The sequence below is a fragment of the Aeromonas sp. s7(2024) genome, assembly GCF_040907825.1.
In the GTDB taxonomy this organism is placed as follows: domain Bacteria; phylum Pseudomonadota; class Gammaproteobacteria; order Enterobacterales; family Aeromonadaceae; genus Aeromonas; species Aeromonas veronii.
In genome coordinates this window covers 251538-265927 of sequence record NZ_JBFOCM010000035.1, presented here as the reverse complement: position 1 = coordinate 265927, position 14390 = coordinate 251538, and the positions used below count along the sequence as shown (strand labels likewise).

The 14390-nt window shown below is 60.0% G+C and carries 12 protein-coding genes; 7 read left to right on the top strand and 5 right to left on the bottom strand.

All coding sequences use genetic code 11. The features are described 5' to 3' along the window. Positions 1–8 precede the first annotated feature (8 nt). Positions 9–3383, bottom strand: a complete 3375-nt coding sequence (locus AB5Y73_RS15485; RefSeq protein ID WP_107682406.1) for an AAA family ATPase — start codon at positions 3381–3383, stop codon at positions 9–11. A gap of 213 nt (positions 3384–3596) precedes the next feature. Between AB5Y73_RS15485 and cysZ the strand changes: the two genes are divergently transcribed. Both cysZ and AB5Y73_RS15475 read left to right on the top strand, forming a co-directional pair. After that, positions 3597–4361, top strand: a complete 765-nt coding sequence (gene cysZ, locus AB5Y73_RS15480; RefSeq protein WP_005338455.1) for a sulfate transporter CysZ — start codon at positions 3597–3599, stop codon at positions 4359–4361. 146 nt (positions 4362–4507) lie between these two features. Next, positions 4508–5122, top strand: a complete 615-nt coding sequence (locus AB5Y73_RS15475) for a trimeric intracellular cation channel family protein (protein ID WP_005338456.1) — start codon at positions 4508–4510, stop codon at positions 5120–5122. An 84-nt stretch (positions 5123–5206) separates the two neighbouring features. Here AB5Y73_RS15475 and AB5Y73_RS15470 read toward each other — a convergent pair whose 3' ends face one another. The 4 genes from AB5Y73_RS15470 to AB5Y73_RS15455 form a co-directional block, all read right to left on the bottom strand. Then, entirely contained in the window at positions 5207–5458 is a 252-nt protein-coding gene (locus AB5Y73_RS15470; protein WP_021229156.1) for a hypothetical protein, read from the bottom strand. A gap of 47 nt (positions 5459–5505) precedes the next feature. After that, positions 5506–6051, bottom strand: coding sequence for a DUF882 domain-containing protein (locus tag AB5Y73_RS15465; RefSeq protein WP_005338458.1), 546 nt, complete (start codon positions 6049–6051; stop codon positions 5506–5508). 164 nt (positions 6052–6215) lie between these two features. Next, on the bottom strand, positions 6216–7700 hold the full coding sequence (locus AB5Y73_RS15460) for a murein L,D-transpeptidase (protein ID WP_107682407.1): 1485 nt from the start codon (positions 7698–7700) through the stop codon (positions 6216–6218). 92 nt (positions 7701–7792) lie between these two features. Next, entirely contained in the window at positions 7793–8557 is a 765-nt protein-coding gene (locus AB5Y73_RS15455) for an ABC transporter substrate-binding protein (RefSeq protein ID WP_107682408.1), read from the bottom strand. A 316-nt stretch (positions 8558–8873) separates the two neighbouring features. Between AB5Y73_RS15455 and AB5Y73_RS15450 the strand changes: the two genes are divergently transcribed. The 5 genes from AB5Y73_RS15450 (at position 8874) to AB5Y73_RS15430 (ending at position 14369) form a co-directional block, all read left to right on the top strand. Further along, positions 8874–9419, top strand: coding sequence for a hypothetical protein (locus AB5Y73_RS15450; protein ID WP_041202288.1), 546 nt, complete (start codon positions 8874–8876; stop codon positions 9417–9419). Positions 9420–9474: 55 nt separating this feature from the next. Next, a complete protein-coding gene (locus AB5Y73_RS15445; protein ID WP_100646553.1) occupies positions 9475–10494 on the top strand; it encodes a glycosyltransferase family 2 protein in 1020 nt (339 codons plus the stop codon). Then, positions 10491–10862 (top strand): GtrA family protein, encoded by a 372-nt coding sequence (locus tag AB5Y73_RS15440; protein ID WP_005338463.1) that lies wholly within the window; start codon positions 10491–10493, stop codon positions 10860–10862. The genes AB5Y73_RS15445 and AB5Y73_RS15440 overlap by 4 nt, the downstream gene beginning before the upstream one ends. Beyond that, positions 10862–12028, top strand: coding sequence for a hypothetical protein (locus tag AB5Y73_RS15435; protein WP_005338464.1), 1167 nt, complete (start codon positions 10862–10864; stop codon positions 12026–12028). Before AB5Y73_RS15440 ends, AB5Y73_RS15435 begins: the two co-directional genes overlap by 1 nt. Positions 12029–12257: 229 nt before the next feature. Continuing rightward, positions 12258–14369 carry an alpha-amylase gene (locus tag AB5Y73_RS15430; protein ID WP_118854194.1) on the top strand — a complete coding sequence of 704 codons (2112 nt, stop codon included), beginning with the start codon at positions 12258–12260 and terminating at the stop codon, positions 14367–14369. The last annotated feature ends 21 nt before the right edge of the window (positions 14370–14390 follow it).

Here is a 14390-nt window from a genome sequence, read left to right as displayed (position 1 = left end):
TTCTCTTTCTAGTTTTGCTCAGCCAAAGCGACGGCTTCACCGATATCGACCGACACAATGCGAGAAACCCCGGGCTCTTGCATCGTGACGCCAACCAGCTGCTCAGCCATCTCCATGGAGACCTTATTATGACTGATGTAAACGAACTGTACTGTGCTCGACATCTCTTTGACAAGAGAACAGAAGCGACCGACGTTCACTTCATCGAGCGGTGCATCCACCTCATCCAGCAGACAAAAAGGTGCTGGGTTGAGTCTGAAGATGGCAAAAACCAGCGCAAGCGCGGTTAACGCCTTCTCCCCCCCGGAAAGCAGGGCAATGGTAGCATTCTTCTTACCCGGAGGTCTCGCCATGATGCTCACTCCGGCCTCCAAAAGATCATCGGAGGTAAGCTCAAGCCAGGCACTGCCCCCACCGAACACTTTTGGAAACAGGGATTTTAAATCTTCGTTGACCTTATCGAAAGTGTCCCGGAACCGTATTTGTGTCTCTTTATCAATTCTTTTAATGGCTTGGCTCAAGGTTTCCAGCGCTTGCTCGAGATCCTGACACTGATTTTCAAGATAGGTTGCCCGGGTTTTCGCCTCTTCATACTCCTCCAGCGCCGCCAGGTTGATGGCGCCAAGCGCTTCCACTTGCGCCTCCAGGGTCTGGATCTCCTGCCGCAGCTTGCTGCGATCAGCGGCGATCAACACCGCCTGATCGAGATCTACCAGTCGAACCCCCAACTCTTCGAACTGCTCGTGCAGCCCCTGTCGACGGGTGAGGTTACGTTCGCGCTCAAGGCGCAGGGTTGCCAGCTTCTCCTGCAACGTCACCAGCTGCTTGTGATCGGCACTTCTGGCCTGTTCCAGCTCACCGAGCTGGCGCTCCAGCTCCGCAAGCCGTTGATGGCAGGCAAGCTGCTGCGCCTCCAGATTGCGCTGCTCGGCCAACAGGGGCGCCAGATCCGGCACTGCGTCGCTATCCGGCCCTTTCAACCCGGCCAGCTCCAGTCCGAGCCTCGCCAACTCCTCTTCGCCCAAGGTAATGAGTTGGCGCAGATTGCCCAACTCCAGTTGCAAACGCTGGCAGGTCGCTTGTTGCTGTTCGCGGCGCGCACGGGCCTCGTCGACCGCCCGCTCGCAGCGGGTCAGCTGCTCCTGAGCAACCTGTAACCCTTGCGTCAGCGGCTCCCCCTGCTCCTGCAACTCGGCAAGGCGCGCCTCATCGAGTTCCAGTTGTTCACGGGCGCTGGCCAGTCGCTCTGCCTCTTCGGCCTGCTCCTGATCGAGCCGGATCAGCTCTTCGCCGAGCTGACCGAGCCGCTGCAACCGCTCCTGCCGCTGACCCTGTTGCAGGCTCCAGGCTTCGCGCAGTTGTTGCCATTTCAGCTCTTGCTCGCGCAAGGTTCGCTGCGACAACTCCTGCGCACTGGCAAGCTGGGCACGCCGGGCATCGGCTGAGACAAGTTGCTCGCTCAGCTGTGCCAGCCCCGCGGCAACCTTCTCCTGCTCGGTATGCAACCGCTCACGCTCACCGAGCAGCGCCATGGTGCCGAGCGCCACGCCCTGCCCCAGATCTGCCCAGTTTGGCCCCAGCCAGTCGCCAGCAGGAGTCAGTACCGACTCACCGGCCGCAAGGCTTGGCTGGCGGGCCAATGCGGCCTCCCGGCTCTCCACCAGCCAGATGGCGTTGAGGAAGGCAGGAATATGCTCACCACCCAGTTGCGCCGCCAGCGTACCGGCAACCGCCGGTTGCGCCGGGCCAATCCAGAGCCCCTCTTGCGCCAGATTGCACTCCTCCGCCGGCGTTGCGGTGAGCCAGCGACCCAGCACTTTATCGAGCGCCTGTGCCCACTCGGGGGCAACCTGCAACCGGTCGGCCAGAGTCGCCCCCTCCATCTGTTCGCCGAGGATCTGATCCAAGGTCGCCAGCCGCGCCTCCAGCTCCCGTTGCAGGCTCAACTGCTGGCCATGCTGCTGCTTGAGTTGTTCATGGGTGTCGACCGCCTGCGCCAGCTGCTCGGTCAGCTCGCCATTGGCCGCCCGCGTCAGCTCCAGCTCACCACTCAGGGCATCGAGGGCCGGTTGCAGATCGTCGGCCTCTGTACCGAGGGGGCCAGCGCGTTCATCTTCCAGCTTGAGGCGCGCCAGCCGGGTCTTGGCTTGCAGCTCCTGCAAACCACCCAACCGGGTACGGGTCTGATTGAGCTGCCCCTGCAACCCGGCCAACTGTTGTTGCCACTGCTGCTGACACAGGCGGGCCTGCTCCAGCTGCTCGCTGGCGTGCTGGCGGGCCTCCTGCTGCTCGGTGAGCAACTGCTCACACTGCTCCAGCCGGGCGCTCTCCTGCTCTGCACGCAATACCCCTTCGGTCAGTTGATCCTGCTGGCTGGCAAGCTGCGCCTTGCGGGTAGCAATCCGTTCGCCCAGCGCCTCTGCACGGGCCTGCCAGTCGCGCCCCAGTTCACTCTGGTGCAGTTGCTGTTGCTCGAGACGGGCGATGGCCTGCCCGCCGAGAAAAATCTGTTGCTGACGGCTCGCCTGCTCGGCTTGTGCCTCTTGTCTGGCGACCGACAGGGTGACGTGGCGCCCCTCATCGGCGGTGCGCTTGGCATCGAGCGCCGCCAGCGCCTGCTCGGCCTGCGCAAGTTCGGTTTTAGCCTCGCCAAGGCGCGTCTCCAGCGCCCACAACTCGGAGCCAATCAGCTCGGCGCGAGCTGCGCGCGAACGACTCTTGAGCTGTTTGTAGCGCTCGGCCGTTTCGGCCTGGGCTTTGAGGTGGTCAAGGCGCGAACCCAGCTCGCCGCGAATATCGCCGAGGCGCTCCAGGTTCTCCTGAGTGTGGCGAATGCGCTGCTCGGTCTCGCGGCGCCGCTCCTTGTAGCGGGAGACCCCGGCGGCTTCTTCCATAAAGAGCTTGAGATCGGCCGGACGCGACTCCACCAGTCGGCTGACGGTGCCCTGCTCGATGATGGCGTAGCTGCGGGGGCCAAGACCGGTGCCGAGGAAGAGGTCGGTCACATCTTTGCGGCGGCACTTCTGGCCGTTGATCTGATAGTGGTTGGAGCCGTCGCGCAGCACTTCGCGGCGCACCGAGATCTCGGTAAAGCGACCGAACTCGCCGGGCACCCGGTTGTGGGGATTGTCGAACACCAGCTCGACCGAGGCGCGCCCGTGCGCACTGCGATTGATGGAGCCGTTAAAGATGACATCGGTCATGTTCTCGCCGCGCAGATGGCGGGCGGAGCTCTCCCCCAGCACCCAACGCACCGCGTCGATGACGTTGGATTTGCCACAGCCGTTAGGGCCCACCACGGCAGTCATGTCTGCCGACAGTTCGATGCGGGTCGGCTCGACGAACGACTTGAAGCCGGCGAGTTTGATCAGTTTCAGACGCATGGCGACCTGTATCAGTGGCTAAATAAAGAGGATGCGGGCAGGTGACTTTACCAAATCCAGACCCGGCTTTGTTTGTAATATGCAGGCATCATCCCCATTCATGCCCGATTTTTGGTCGCCACGGCACGAAATAAGGAATAGTCGGCGACTTTACCAAATCAAAGGCTTGTTTGTAATATGCTGGCAGTTCTCCCATGCATAGATGGAGCTCACATGAGCCAATCACCCCATATGGTCAAAGATTCAATCAGCGGTGCAGACTACTTTCTGCGCGGGTTTTCCCTCATTCGCCAACCGGGCATCCGCACCTTTGTGCTGATCCCCCTGCTGGTCAACTTCGTGCTGTTTGCCGGGGCCTTCTATGCCCTGCTGCTGCAACTGGACGGCCTGTTCGCCTGGCTCCATCAGCAGATCCCCGCCTGGCTCGACTGGCTGGACTATCTGCTCTGGCCCATCGCCCTAATCACCATCCTGGTGGTCTTCTCCTTTATCTTCAGCTCGGTTGCCAACTGGGTAGCCGCTCCCTTCAACGGTTTGCTGGCGGAGAAGGTGGAGCAGATCCTCACCGGTCAGCCCGCCAATGACAGCGGCATGCTGGATATCGTCAAGGATGTGCCACGCACCTTCGGCCGCGAATGGACCAAGCTGAAGTATTACCTGCCCAAGGCCATTGGCTGCCTGATCCTGTTCCTGATCCCGGTGGTGGGCCAGACCCTGGCGCCTGTGCTCTGGTTCCTGTTCAGCGCCTGGATGATGGCGATCCAGTATGTGGATTATCCGTTCGACAACCACAAGATCGACTTCATCACCATGCGTGACGCCTTGAAGCAACGCCGTGGCAAGTGCCTCAGCTTCGGCGCTTTGGTGACCCTCTTCTCCGCCATTCCGGTGGTGAACCTCTTCGTGATGCCGGTCGCCATCTGTGGTGCCACCGCCATGTGGGTCGATCACTACCGGCAGGAGCAGCTGGGGCGCTAACCCTTGAACATTGATTAGGAAAAGGCACCCGAAACGGTGCCTTTTTCGCATTTAGCATGAATTAAATTAATGCATGCATTCGATAGCTTGTCCCATATGACACGAGTTGGTAGGATTCTGGCCTTTCTCGTTCCCTGGGATATCTCATGTTACATGCACTCTTCTTGGTTGGCCTGGTGGCCGAAGGGATGACCGGCGCGCTGGCCGCGGGTCGGCGACGGATGGACCTGTTTGGTGTGGTGATCATCGCCTCGGCGACGGCCATCGGTGGTGGCACCATCCGCGATGTGCTGCTCGGCCACTATCCGCTGCTCTGGATTGAACATCCGGAATACGTGCTGCTGGTTGCGGCAGCTGCGATGGCGGGTGTGGTCTCCGCCCCCCTGATGCGCTACCTCGGCAAGCTGTTCATGGCCCTTGATGCCCTGGGACTGGTGGTCTTCTCCATCTTCGGTGCGGCCCGAGCGCTGGATATGGGCCACGGCGCCGGTATTGCCTGCATCATGGCGGTAGTGACCGGGGTCTTTGGCGGGGTGCTGCGGGATCTGCTCTGCCAGCGGATTCCACTGGTATTTCGTCGCGAGCTCTATGCAGCCATTTCGCTGATCACCGCAGCACTCTACTGTCTGGCGCTGGATCAGGGCTTGCCGACCAACTGGGCCGCGTTCGGTTCCATCGGGATCGGCTTTGTGCTGCGGCTGCTGGCGGTACGCTTCAAGTGGGGTCTGCCCACCTTCAACTACCAGTACGCGACCCACTGAGTACGCCAGCTTCTGGCGAGGCGGGTTGAATTGCGAGCAACAAAAAGCGCCCGAGCGGCGCTTTTTTCATGGACGTTCTGCGACTCAATTAATCCCTTCCGAGCTGAAGAAGGTCGCCTTGTCGGCGATAAAGCGGATCTTGATGTTCTTCCCTTCCCCGCCCCAGAGGCAGCTGGTGGTGCCCAGTGCGTCATCACAGCGCTCCGCCTTGCCCAAAATGGTGCTGGCCTCGGCGTAACTCATCCCCATCTTCAACTGGTCGTAATTTTCACGGTTGAGCTTGCTGCAACCGGCCAACAACAGGGCGAGCAGGCCGCCAATCACTATCTTTTTCATCGCAATCTCCTCTCTGGTGGGAAGAGCTTGGCAGCTTGCCATCCCCTTTACCAGCTGCGCACCGGGCCGGTATCAAGGTGAACGAAGTTATCACGAGGATAGTAACCAACCCCACCCACCTTGAGCTGGAGCGCCGCCTTGCGCAGATGGGCCAGCTGTACGCCGGGGATCCGCACATCCACCGCCTGCCCCAAGGTGTGGTAGCTGTGCTTGGCCACGCCGCGGCTCTTGTGGCGCTTCTGACGATTGGTCGCCGGGGCGCGATAGCCGGAGATCAGCTGGATTTCGCTGCGCCGGCCCAGCTTGTGCTGCAACAGAAACAGCTGATCAAACAACTTCTTGTCGATGTTGAACACTTCGTTGCGCCGGTAATCGCGGAAGATGTGGTTGAGCTCGGCCAACCCGTCGCTCAGATAGTGGCCGTTCTCCCAATAGCTGGCGCGCACCCGCTCGCCGGTATTGAGATTGAAGAAACTGAGTTCACGCCCGGTGGTACTGCGGCTGGCCAGTGCAGGGAAAGAGATCAGCGAGCTGCCCAGCAGGCAACCGGCTCCCAACAACAGGCGACGTCGACTTATCTCTTGTTCCAGCATAAGGGGTTCGTCCATCGCAGATTCAAGCGAAAATAGTTGAATAAGATCACTGATTGAATGTGATACAGGCGCTTGAAACTACCCTCCGGCGGGGGGACCTGTCAAACCTCAATCGCCCATAGAAAAGCCCGGCACAGGCCGGGCTTTTCACTCTGTGGCAGGGATCACAGCAGGCGGCTCTGGAAGCTGACCCGATCAAATCCGTAGATGTCGTTGCGCAGTTGCTGGCGACCATTTTCGTCGATCCAGCTGCTCCAGTAGACAGTAAAGACCGGGATAGGCGTGGTGAGCGGCAACCATTTGGTCTGGCTCTCCTTGAGGATATTGGCCACCTTGTCCGGCTGATAGCGGGAATCTGCCAGCAACAGTTCGGCCAGATCGTCCGCATGCTCCACCCGGATGCAGCCCGAACTGAAGGCGCGCGCCCCCTGCTCGAACAGCGCCTTGCGCGGGGTGGAGTGCAGATAGATGGCGTCATTGTTGGGCAGGTAGAACTTGTAACGCCCCAGAGCATTGTGATCCCCCGGCTTTTGCCGCAGGCGATAGGGGAAACCGGCAGCCAGCGCCTGATGCCACCCCTCTTCGGTGAACTGGACCGGATTACCCTCGCTGTCGATCACCTCGAACTGCTCGCGACTCAGATAGGCGGGATCGCGACCCAGCTTGGGCAGAATGTCCTTGCTCAGGATCGAGCGCGGCACATGCCAGGAGGGGTTGAGCACGATGGAGCGAATTTCACTGGCCAGAATGGGGGTGGCCCGCTGCTCCTTGCCGACGATGACCCGGCTGGTGAATACCTCGTTGCCGGACTCCACCACGCTCAGGCGGTAGTCAGGAATATTGACCAGCACGTAGCGGCCACCGGCGAGCTGATCCACCAGATCGCGACGCCACAGGTTGCGCAGCAGCAGGCTGGCGCGCACTTGCGGGCCGGTATTGAGCCAGGAGCGGGTCTGACGGCCGATGATGCCGTCTGCGGTGAGACCATGACGACGCTGGAACTGCTTGATGGCCTGCTCGGTATCACCATCGTAAATCTGATCACCATGGCTCGGGGCGCTATCGCCCAGCTCGTTGAGCATGGCGCGGATTTGGCCGAGCTCGGCGGAGCTCTCTCCGGCACGCAGGGTCGGCATATCGAGGGTCGGCCACTTGCTGGCCATCGGCATTGCCAGAAGTTTGTGCACTTTGGCCCGCACCGCCTCGTATTCTGACACCTGGGGGCGCAGGGATTTCACCTGGGTGAGTAGGTCATCATCGCTGGGTTGGGTCACTACAGGGCGGTTCAAATCGAGCTTGAGGGTCTTCATCTGCTCACGAGAGACCAGATCCATCCCCCGCCAGGCGTGCTGGAAACGACTGAGCTTGGCAAAAATGTCGTCATAGATGGCGCCACGCTTGTCTGCAGGGGTGGCCTGCAGACGCTTCCACAGCGTGAAAAAATCGGGATGCAGCTGGGCAAGCACAGCCTCTTGCAACTGCTGCTCCAGCTCGACACGGGCCTGTTCGGCCTTACTGCCCTGATACCAGTCGTGTCCGGTTTCACTGGCCGCCACCACAACTTGTGCTTCGGTCGCATGTACCGCGCCAGCGGGCAAACATCCCAGCCACACCAGATTGGCAAGGGCTAGCCAATACTTCATCCCCATGGGTACCTCAAAACGGTTTGTTCACTCTGTCAGGCCTGACAAGCAGACCCGATGCTCAGGCCGCTCATGATGCGTGAACGGCCAATACTTTGCTAGCGCCCGGGGGCATAACGCTGCCAGATAATGTCATACGCATCTGTCTCCTTGAACCGCGCCAACGCGTGATTGAATTGTTGCAAGAACTGCGGCGAAAAGCTGCGCTTGCCCAACATAAAGAAGCTCGGCGATTCAGATACCACCATGGGGTGACTGGTGAACAGACCGCTCATACCCTCCTTGTTAAGGGCGCTGGGGGTAGCCAGCATGTCACCGAGGAAACCGTCGATCCGCCCGCGGGCCAGCTTCTCAAAATTTTGCTGGTCGCTCACCGCACTCACCTGTTTGGCATAGCGAGCGAGCAGCGACATCACTTCATCGCCATAGAAGTACTCTTTGGTAACGCCGAGGGAGTAACCACTGGCCAGCCAGCTCGCCAGCTCCTGTTCGGGATAATGGCTGCCCTTGCGGATCCACAGCAAAGTGCGCCCCGGGTTGTAGGAGTCGGAAAACCAGGCATAACGAGCGCGCTCATCATTGATATTCGCCTCCATCGCCATGTCTATCTCGCCATGCTCCATTTCGTGCAGTACCCGCTTCCAGGGCAGCTCCACATAGTTGACCTTGCAGTGCATGGAAGTGAGCACAGCCGTCAGCACCTCGGCGGCATAACCGCGCACCTCTTGCGGTGAGTCGGCTTCGTAATAATGGTAGGGGGGCCAGTTATCGTAACCGACCTGAATGGGCTCGGGACACAGGGCCTTGGCCAATGCCATTGGCGCCCATAATCCAAGCAACAGACAGCAAGAGAGCCACTTCATATGTCATCCTTGACGAATAAGTGAGTCATCATAAATCGCCCCCTGCAAAATGGCGATAGAGGCCAGATGACTATCGCATCCGCTAGAAAATGACGCAGCAAAGCACGTCTATTTGCCAAATGCCCTGCCGGAGCACCACTGGCAACCAGCGCCCCGCCAGACCTGTTTAACCGGGAAACAGCAACGTTTGGAACAGTGGTAAAAAGGGGTTAATATGTGACCAAATATTTTTTTGTGATCCACTATGCTTTTTTTGCAATTGGATTAGCATATGCGCGACATCGGCCTACCCATTCTGTCAGGCATAGAGAGTGATATGACGTACAAAAAGTTCGGTTTTTTGACTGCCATTCTGGCGTTAAGCGGTTTTTATCTTTACACCCTCTATCTGGCTGCTCACCCCAACGTGAGCCTGGCCTACAAACTCTATTATCTGGAAGGCAAAACCCGCTTCTGGGAACACAACTCCAGCATGACCTATCAGCCTGGTAACGAACTCAATCTGACCAAGCCGAGCCGCTTCCTCTCCAGCGAAGGCTGGGCCAAGAAGCCGAGCGACGAAGGTACCCTGCTCAGCGGTCAGGGCGGTCTCTACTTTGTGCTGCCCAAGCAGGCGGCCAATCCGGATCAACTGACCGTACAGGCCCGCATCAATAGTCCGGAAGCCGGTGCCCTGTTGAAAGTGGCGCTGGGTCACGACTTCACCACCACGGTGAAACTGGCCAAAGCGGGCATCAACGAAATCCGCCTCAGTCTGCCCGGTGACTCGCTCACGGCAGATCCCAAGCGCCCCAATTTTCTGGCGCTCTCGGCACCTACTCCCATCAATGTGCAGTCGGTACGTTTGACCGTAGCCCAGTGATCCTTGCCCCGAATACCATTTTATAAAAACAACTATCCCAAATAAGGACGTTCTTATGTCGCATCCAGATTTTCGACTCTCTCTGGTCGTTCCCGTTTACAACGAGGAAGAGAGCATCGATGCCTTCATCAACGCGATAGACAACGAACTGGCCCCGCTGAAAGACCAGCTTGAAATTGTATTCGTCAACGATGGCAGCCGTGACCGCACCCGTGAAGTGGTCGAGCAGGCCATCGCCCGTGACCCGCGCGTGACCCTGGTCAACCTGGCACGCAACTTCGGTAAAGAAGCCGCCCTGACCGCCGGTCTGCATCAGGCCAAAGGGGATGCCATCGTGCCGATGGATGTGGATCTGCAAGACCCGCCCGCCCTGATCCTGGAGTTCGTCAAACTGTGGCAGACCGGTGACTATGACACCGTCTACGGCATCCGCGTCGATCGCAGCGCCGATACCCCGATGAAGCGCCTGACTGCCGGTGGCTTCTACCGCTTCTTCAACGCCCTCTCCACCAGCACCAAGCTGCCGGAAAACGCCGGTGACTTCCGCCTGATCGACCGTCGCGTGGTCGAGGCGATCAAACTGCTGCCGGAGCGCAACCGCTTCATGAAGGGTCTGTTTGCCTGGGCCGGTTTCCGTGCCGTTGGCGTCCCCTACGAGCGCCCGGCCCGTCACGCCGGTGAAACCAAATTCAACTACTGGAAACTGTGGAACTTCGCGCTCGACGGTCTGCTCAGCTTCTCCAGCTGGCCGCTGCGGGTCTGGAGCTATGTGGGTGTCGGCGTCTCCTTCGTCGCCTTCCTCTACATCCTCAAGATCGTGACCCAGGTGGTTTTCTTCGGCATCGACGTGCCCGGTTATGCCTCCCTTATGTCCGTAGTGCTGTTCCTCGGCGGTATCCAGCTGCTGTCGCTCGGCATCATCGGCGAGTACATCGGCCGCATGTTCGTGGAAGTGAAACAGCGCCCGGTCTACCTCATTGAAGGGGTCTATGGCCAGTATGCCAAGCAGGATGCGACCAAACCGCAGAGCGCTGACAGCAACCCGCAAGAGCTGCAGGAGCAGGCGCCGCAATGATCTCCCGCGAGGAATTCTGGCGGCTGGTACGTTTCGGTTTTGTCGGCGGGGGGGCTACCCTCGTCGACCTTGGCACCTCCATCGCACTGTTTCATACCTGGCCCACCATCTCGGAGCACCTGGTTACCACGCTGGCTTTTGCCATCGCGTTCTGGTTCTCCTTCTTTGGTCACCGCTACATCACCTTCCAGAAGCAGGGAGCCGCCAGCAAGTTTCTGCTGGTTGCCCTCTTCTCGCTGGCGGTGCGTAACCTGATCCTGAGCGGCCTGCTGTTTGCGGGGCTCTCCGGTCTGCTGCCGGTGGTCATCGCCACCCTGACCGTTACTGTCCTCACTTACGTTCTCTCTCGCGTCTGGGTTTTTGCCTGATGAATGATATGACCAATACTGCCCCGCTAACCGGGGCTGCACTCCCCTATCGCCCGTCACTGCGCATCAGCGGCCGTGACTGGCTGATGATCATCGCCGCCTTCATGCTGAGCCGGGTGGCGCTGTATGGCATGGGCTACTTCGGGGTCCAGCTCTATGGCTCCCCCGACATTGGCCCGCTGCAGGCCTATTGTCAGTTTGACTGCGTCTGGTTCCAGCGCATCATCGAAAACGGCTACGATCTCTACCCGCGCTGGCTGAGCAAGGGCAATGCGGCCAACTGGGCCTTTATGCCGCTCTATCCGATGGTCTCCGGTGCCATCTCCAACCTGTTCAATGTGGAGAGCCTGATCGGCCTCATTATTGTTACCAATATCTCCTTCTTCGCCAGCCTGCCGCTGATGTTGCTGGTGTTGCGGCAGCTCAAGCTGGGGGACGATACCGCCCGCTTCGGCGTCTGGCTGCTCGCCTTCTCCCCCTTCTCCGCCTACTTCGTCTCCGGTTATACCGAGTCGACCTTTATGGCGCTGATGCTGGGGATGTTCCTGTTCGCCTATCGGGAGCAGTGGCTGATGGTGGCCGTGCTGGGAGTCTGTATCTCCGCCACCCGCAACCTGGGGGTGATGATGGTCTTCCCGGTGCTGATCCTGGCGCTGCAGGCCTACGGCTGGCGGGAATTTTTCCGCTTTACCGAGCGCGCCTTCAAGGTGGTGTTCACCCTCTGGATGATCCCCTTTGGCCTGTTTGCCTACATGGTCTACCTCTATCACCTGACCGGCGATGCCTTCGCCTTCAAACACATTCAGGTGGCATGGGGTCGCTACATGGACAGCCCGCTGGACTGGTGGCTGAGCGGTTTCGAGCTGGGCGGCCGCAAGGCTTACCTCTCCATCATGGTGATCTTCGGCTGGTGCCTGAACGGTTACCTGTTCAGCCAGAAACGCTGGGCTGAAGCGACCCTGATGTTCATCTGCTGCACCATCCCGCTGATGACCGGCCTCAACGCCATGCCACGCTACATGTTCGGGCTCTACCCGACCCTGCTGGCCATCATTCTGCTGACCCATCGCTGGCCCGCCATCCGCCCGGCGGTGCTCTGCATCAGCGGCATGGTTGCCTCCTTCATCGCGGTGGCCTTCGTCAACTTCAAGTTCTTCACCGTCTGATGTGACGACAATGCCTGACACACCAAATGCCGGCCACCTGACCGGCATTTTTTTATGGCCGCTATTTTTATCGACAAAGCATCCCACCACTTCCCCGTCACACTTTCCTCGGCTTGAAAACGTAACCATTTGAACTGATGTCACAAATCGGCGTTTTGCCGATCCAAGGCACGCTTTGCTGCTCCTAGAATGGGCCCTTGTCCGAACTGCCCTGCTCAAGGAATGGCTTATGCGTCGTGCTCATCACTTATCCCCTCTCTGGCTCGCCCTGCTGGCCGCCCCTCTGTTCATCCAACAGGCGATGGCTGCCCCCGAGGTTCGCCTCTATGTAGATGGTCAGCCGGTGGCGACTCCGATCGCGCTGGACAAGGGCACGGTGGAGCTGGTCCATCCCCTTGCCAAGGGGAGCCACCAGATCCGCATCAGCGACGCAGGCAACAGTTGCGGCACCAGCTTTGGCCCGAGCGAGAGCAAGCCGCTCCCCTTCGGCACCGCCCAGCCCATGGACAAATGCAGCAAGGATCAGAGCTTTACCCTGCGAGTGATGCTGGCGGGGGATTATCAGTTCAGCTTCAACCCGGATACCCCCAGCCTCAAGGTGCTGCGGGCGACCAAAAAGAGCGAGTTCAAACGCCAGCCGCCGACAGAGCCCTGCATCAGCTGGGATGGCGGGCCGGTTACCGTATCCCTGAAAGGAGTCTGGCCTGACGGCACCCGGTTGCGGGATGCCTACTCCGGTCAGGAGGGCGTGGTCAAGGGCGGCAAGCTGACCCTGACGCCGAGTAAAGAGAGCGGCGGCCTGCTGCTACTCGAGCCGGTCAAGGCGGCCAAGCCAGCACCGTTCAGCTGGGATCAGGCGAGTGTCTATTTCCTGCTGACCGACCGCTTCAACAATGGCGATCCCGCCAATGACCACAGCTTCGGGCGCCAAAAGGATGGTCAGGATGAAGTGGCCACCTGGCACGGCGGTGACTTCAAGGGGCTGACCGCCAAGCTCGATTACATCAAGCAGCTTGGCATCAACGCCATCTGGATCACCCCCATGGTGGAGCAGGTGCACGGTTTCATTGGCGGCGGCGAGCAGGGCAACTTCCCCTTCTACGCCTACCACGGCTACTGGGCGCTCGACTTCACCAAAATTGACCCCAACTACGGCGACGAGGAAAGCCTCAAGACCCTGGTGGACGAGGCCCACAAGCGCGGCATGCGCATCATCCTCGACGTGGTGATGAACCACGCCGGTTACGCCACCCTAGCCGACCTGCAGGATTTGGGGCTCACCGATCTCACCCGGAACACAGACAAGCTGCCGACCGTCTGGAACCAGTGGCGCCCGAGCGGTGGCCTCAGCTGGCATGGCTACAACCAGTTCATCGACTACCAGTCGCCGAAGTGGGACAAGTGGTGGAGCGGTGACTGGGTGCGCGCCGGTCTGCCCGGCTACCCGCAGCCCGGCACCGACGATGTCACCGGCTCGGTGGCGGGGCTGCCGGACTTTCTGACCGAATCGACCAAACCGGTAGGGCTGCCGCCGTTGTTGGCCGCGAAAAAAGACACCCTCGCCAAGGCGCTGCCCGATGCTACTGTGAGCGACTACCTGATCGCCTGGCACACCGACTGGGTGCGCCGCTTTGGCATCGACGGCTTCCGCGCCGACACCGTCAAGCATCTGGAGCCCGAGGTGTGGGCCAAGCTCAAGCAAGCGGGCACCGCTGCACTCAAGGAGTGGAAAGCCGCCAACCCGACCAAGAAACTCGATGACATCCCCTTCTACATGGTGGGCGAGGTGTGGGATCACGGGGTTGCCAAGGATTTCTGGTATCAGAACGGCTTCGATTCGCTGATCAACTTCGACTATCAGCGCGAGTTCGCCCTGCCTCAGGCCCAGTGTCTGGCCAGCGCCGAGCCCACCTATGCCAGCTACGCCAGCCGCATCAATCAGGACCCTGAGTTCAACATGCTGAGCTACATCAGCTCCCACGACACCAAGCTGTTCTTCGGCGACTATCAGGACGTGCCGCTGCAGCGCCGGGTCGCCAGCAGCTTCATGCTGCTGCCGGGCGGCATCCAGATCTACTACGGCGATGAGTCAGGGCGCGGACTCGCCAGGGATGGCGGCGTGTTCGATCAGGCACTGCGCTCGGACATGAACTGGCAGGAGCTGGCCAGCGGCGACAAGGCCGAGCTGGTCAAGCACTGGCAGCGGCTCGGCCAGTTCCGTGCCGCCCACCCGGCGGTAGCGGCGGGCAGTCACAAGAAACTGGCCGACAGCCCCTATGCCTTCGTGCGAGAGAAGGGGGATGACAAGGTGGTCATCGTGTTCGCCGGCCGGCAAAAATAGAGGCGAAGAGGCTGAGAAAAC

Bases quoted from the DNA above. Each gene is read 5' to 3' on its own strand.
- AB5Y73_RS15485 (WP_107682406.1), bottom strand. From the start codon at position 3,383: ATGCGTCTGAAACTGATCAAACTCGCCGGCTTCAAGTCGTTCGTCGAG.
- AB5Y73_RS15465 (WP_005338458.1), bottom strand. From the start codon at position 6,051: ATGCTGGAACAAGAGATAAGTCGACGTCGCCTGTTGTTGGGAGCCGGT.
- AB5Y73_RS15435 (WP_005338464.1), top strand. From the start codon at position 10,862: ATGAATGATATGACCAATACTGCCCCGCTAACCGGGGCTGCACTCCCC.
- AB5Y73_RS15475 (WP_005338456.1), top strand. From the start codon at position 4,508: ATGTTACATGCACTCTTCTTGGTTGGCCTGGTGGCCGAAGGGATGACC.
- AB5Y73_RS15445 (WP_100646553.1), top strand. From the start codon at position 9,475: ATGTCGCATCCAGATTTTCGACTCTCTCTGGTCGTTCCCGTTTACAAC.
- AB5Y73_RS15430 (WP_118854194.1), top strand. From the start codon at position 12,258: ATGCGTCGTGCTCATCACTTATCCCCTCTCTGGCTCGCCCTGCTGGCC.
- AB5Y73_RS15460 (WP_107682407.1), bottom strand. From the start codon at position 7,700: ATGGGGATGAAGTATTGGCTAGCCCTTGCCAATCTGGTGTGGCTGGGA.
- cysZ (WP_005338455.1), top strand. From the start codon at position 3,597: ATGAGCCAATCACCCCATATGGTCAAAGATTCAATCAGCGGTGCAGAC.
- AB5Y73_RS15440 (WP_005338463.1), top strand. From the start codon at position 10,491: ATGATCTCCCGCGAGGAATTCTGGCGGCTGGTACGTTTCGGTTTTGTC.
- AB5Y73_RS15470 (WP_021229156.1), bottom strand. From the start codon at position 5,458: ATGAAAAAGATAGTGATTGGCGGCCTGCTCGCCCTGTTGTTGGCCGGT.
- AB5Y73_RS15450 (WP_041202288.1), top strand. From the start codon at position 8,874: ATGACGTACAAAAAGTTCGGTTTTTTGACTGCCATTCTGGCGTTAAGC.
- AB5Y73_RS15455 (WP_107682408.1), bottom strand. From the start codon at position 8,557: ATGAAGTGGCTCTCTTGCTGTCTGTTGCTTGGATTATGGGCGCCAATG.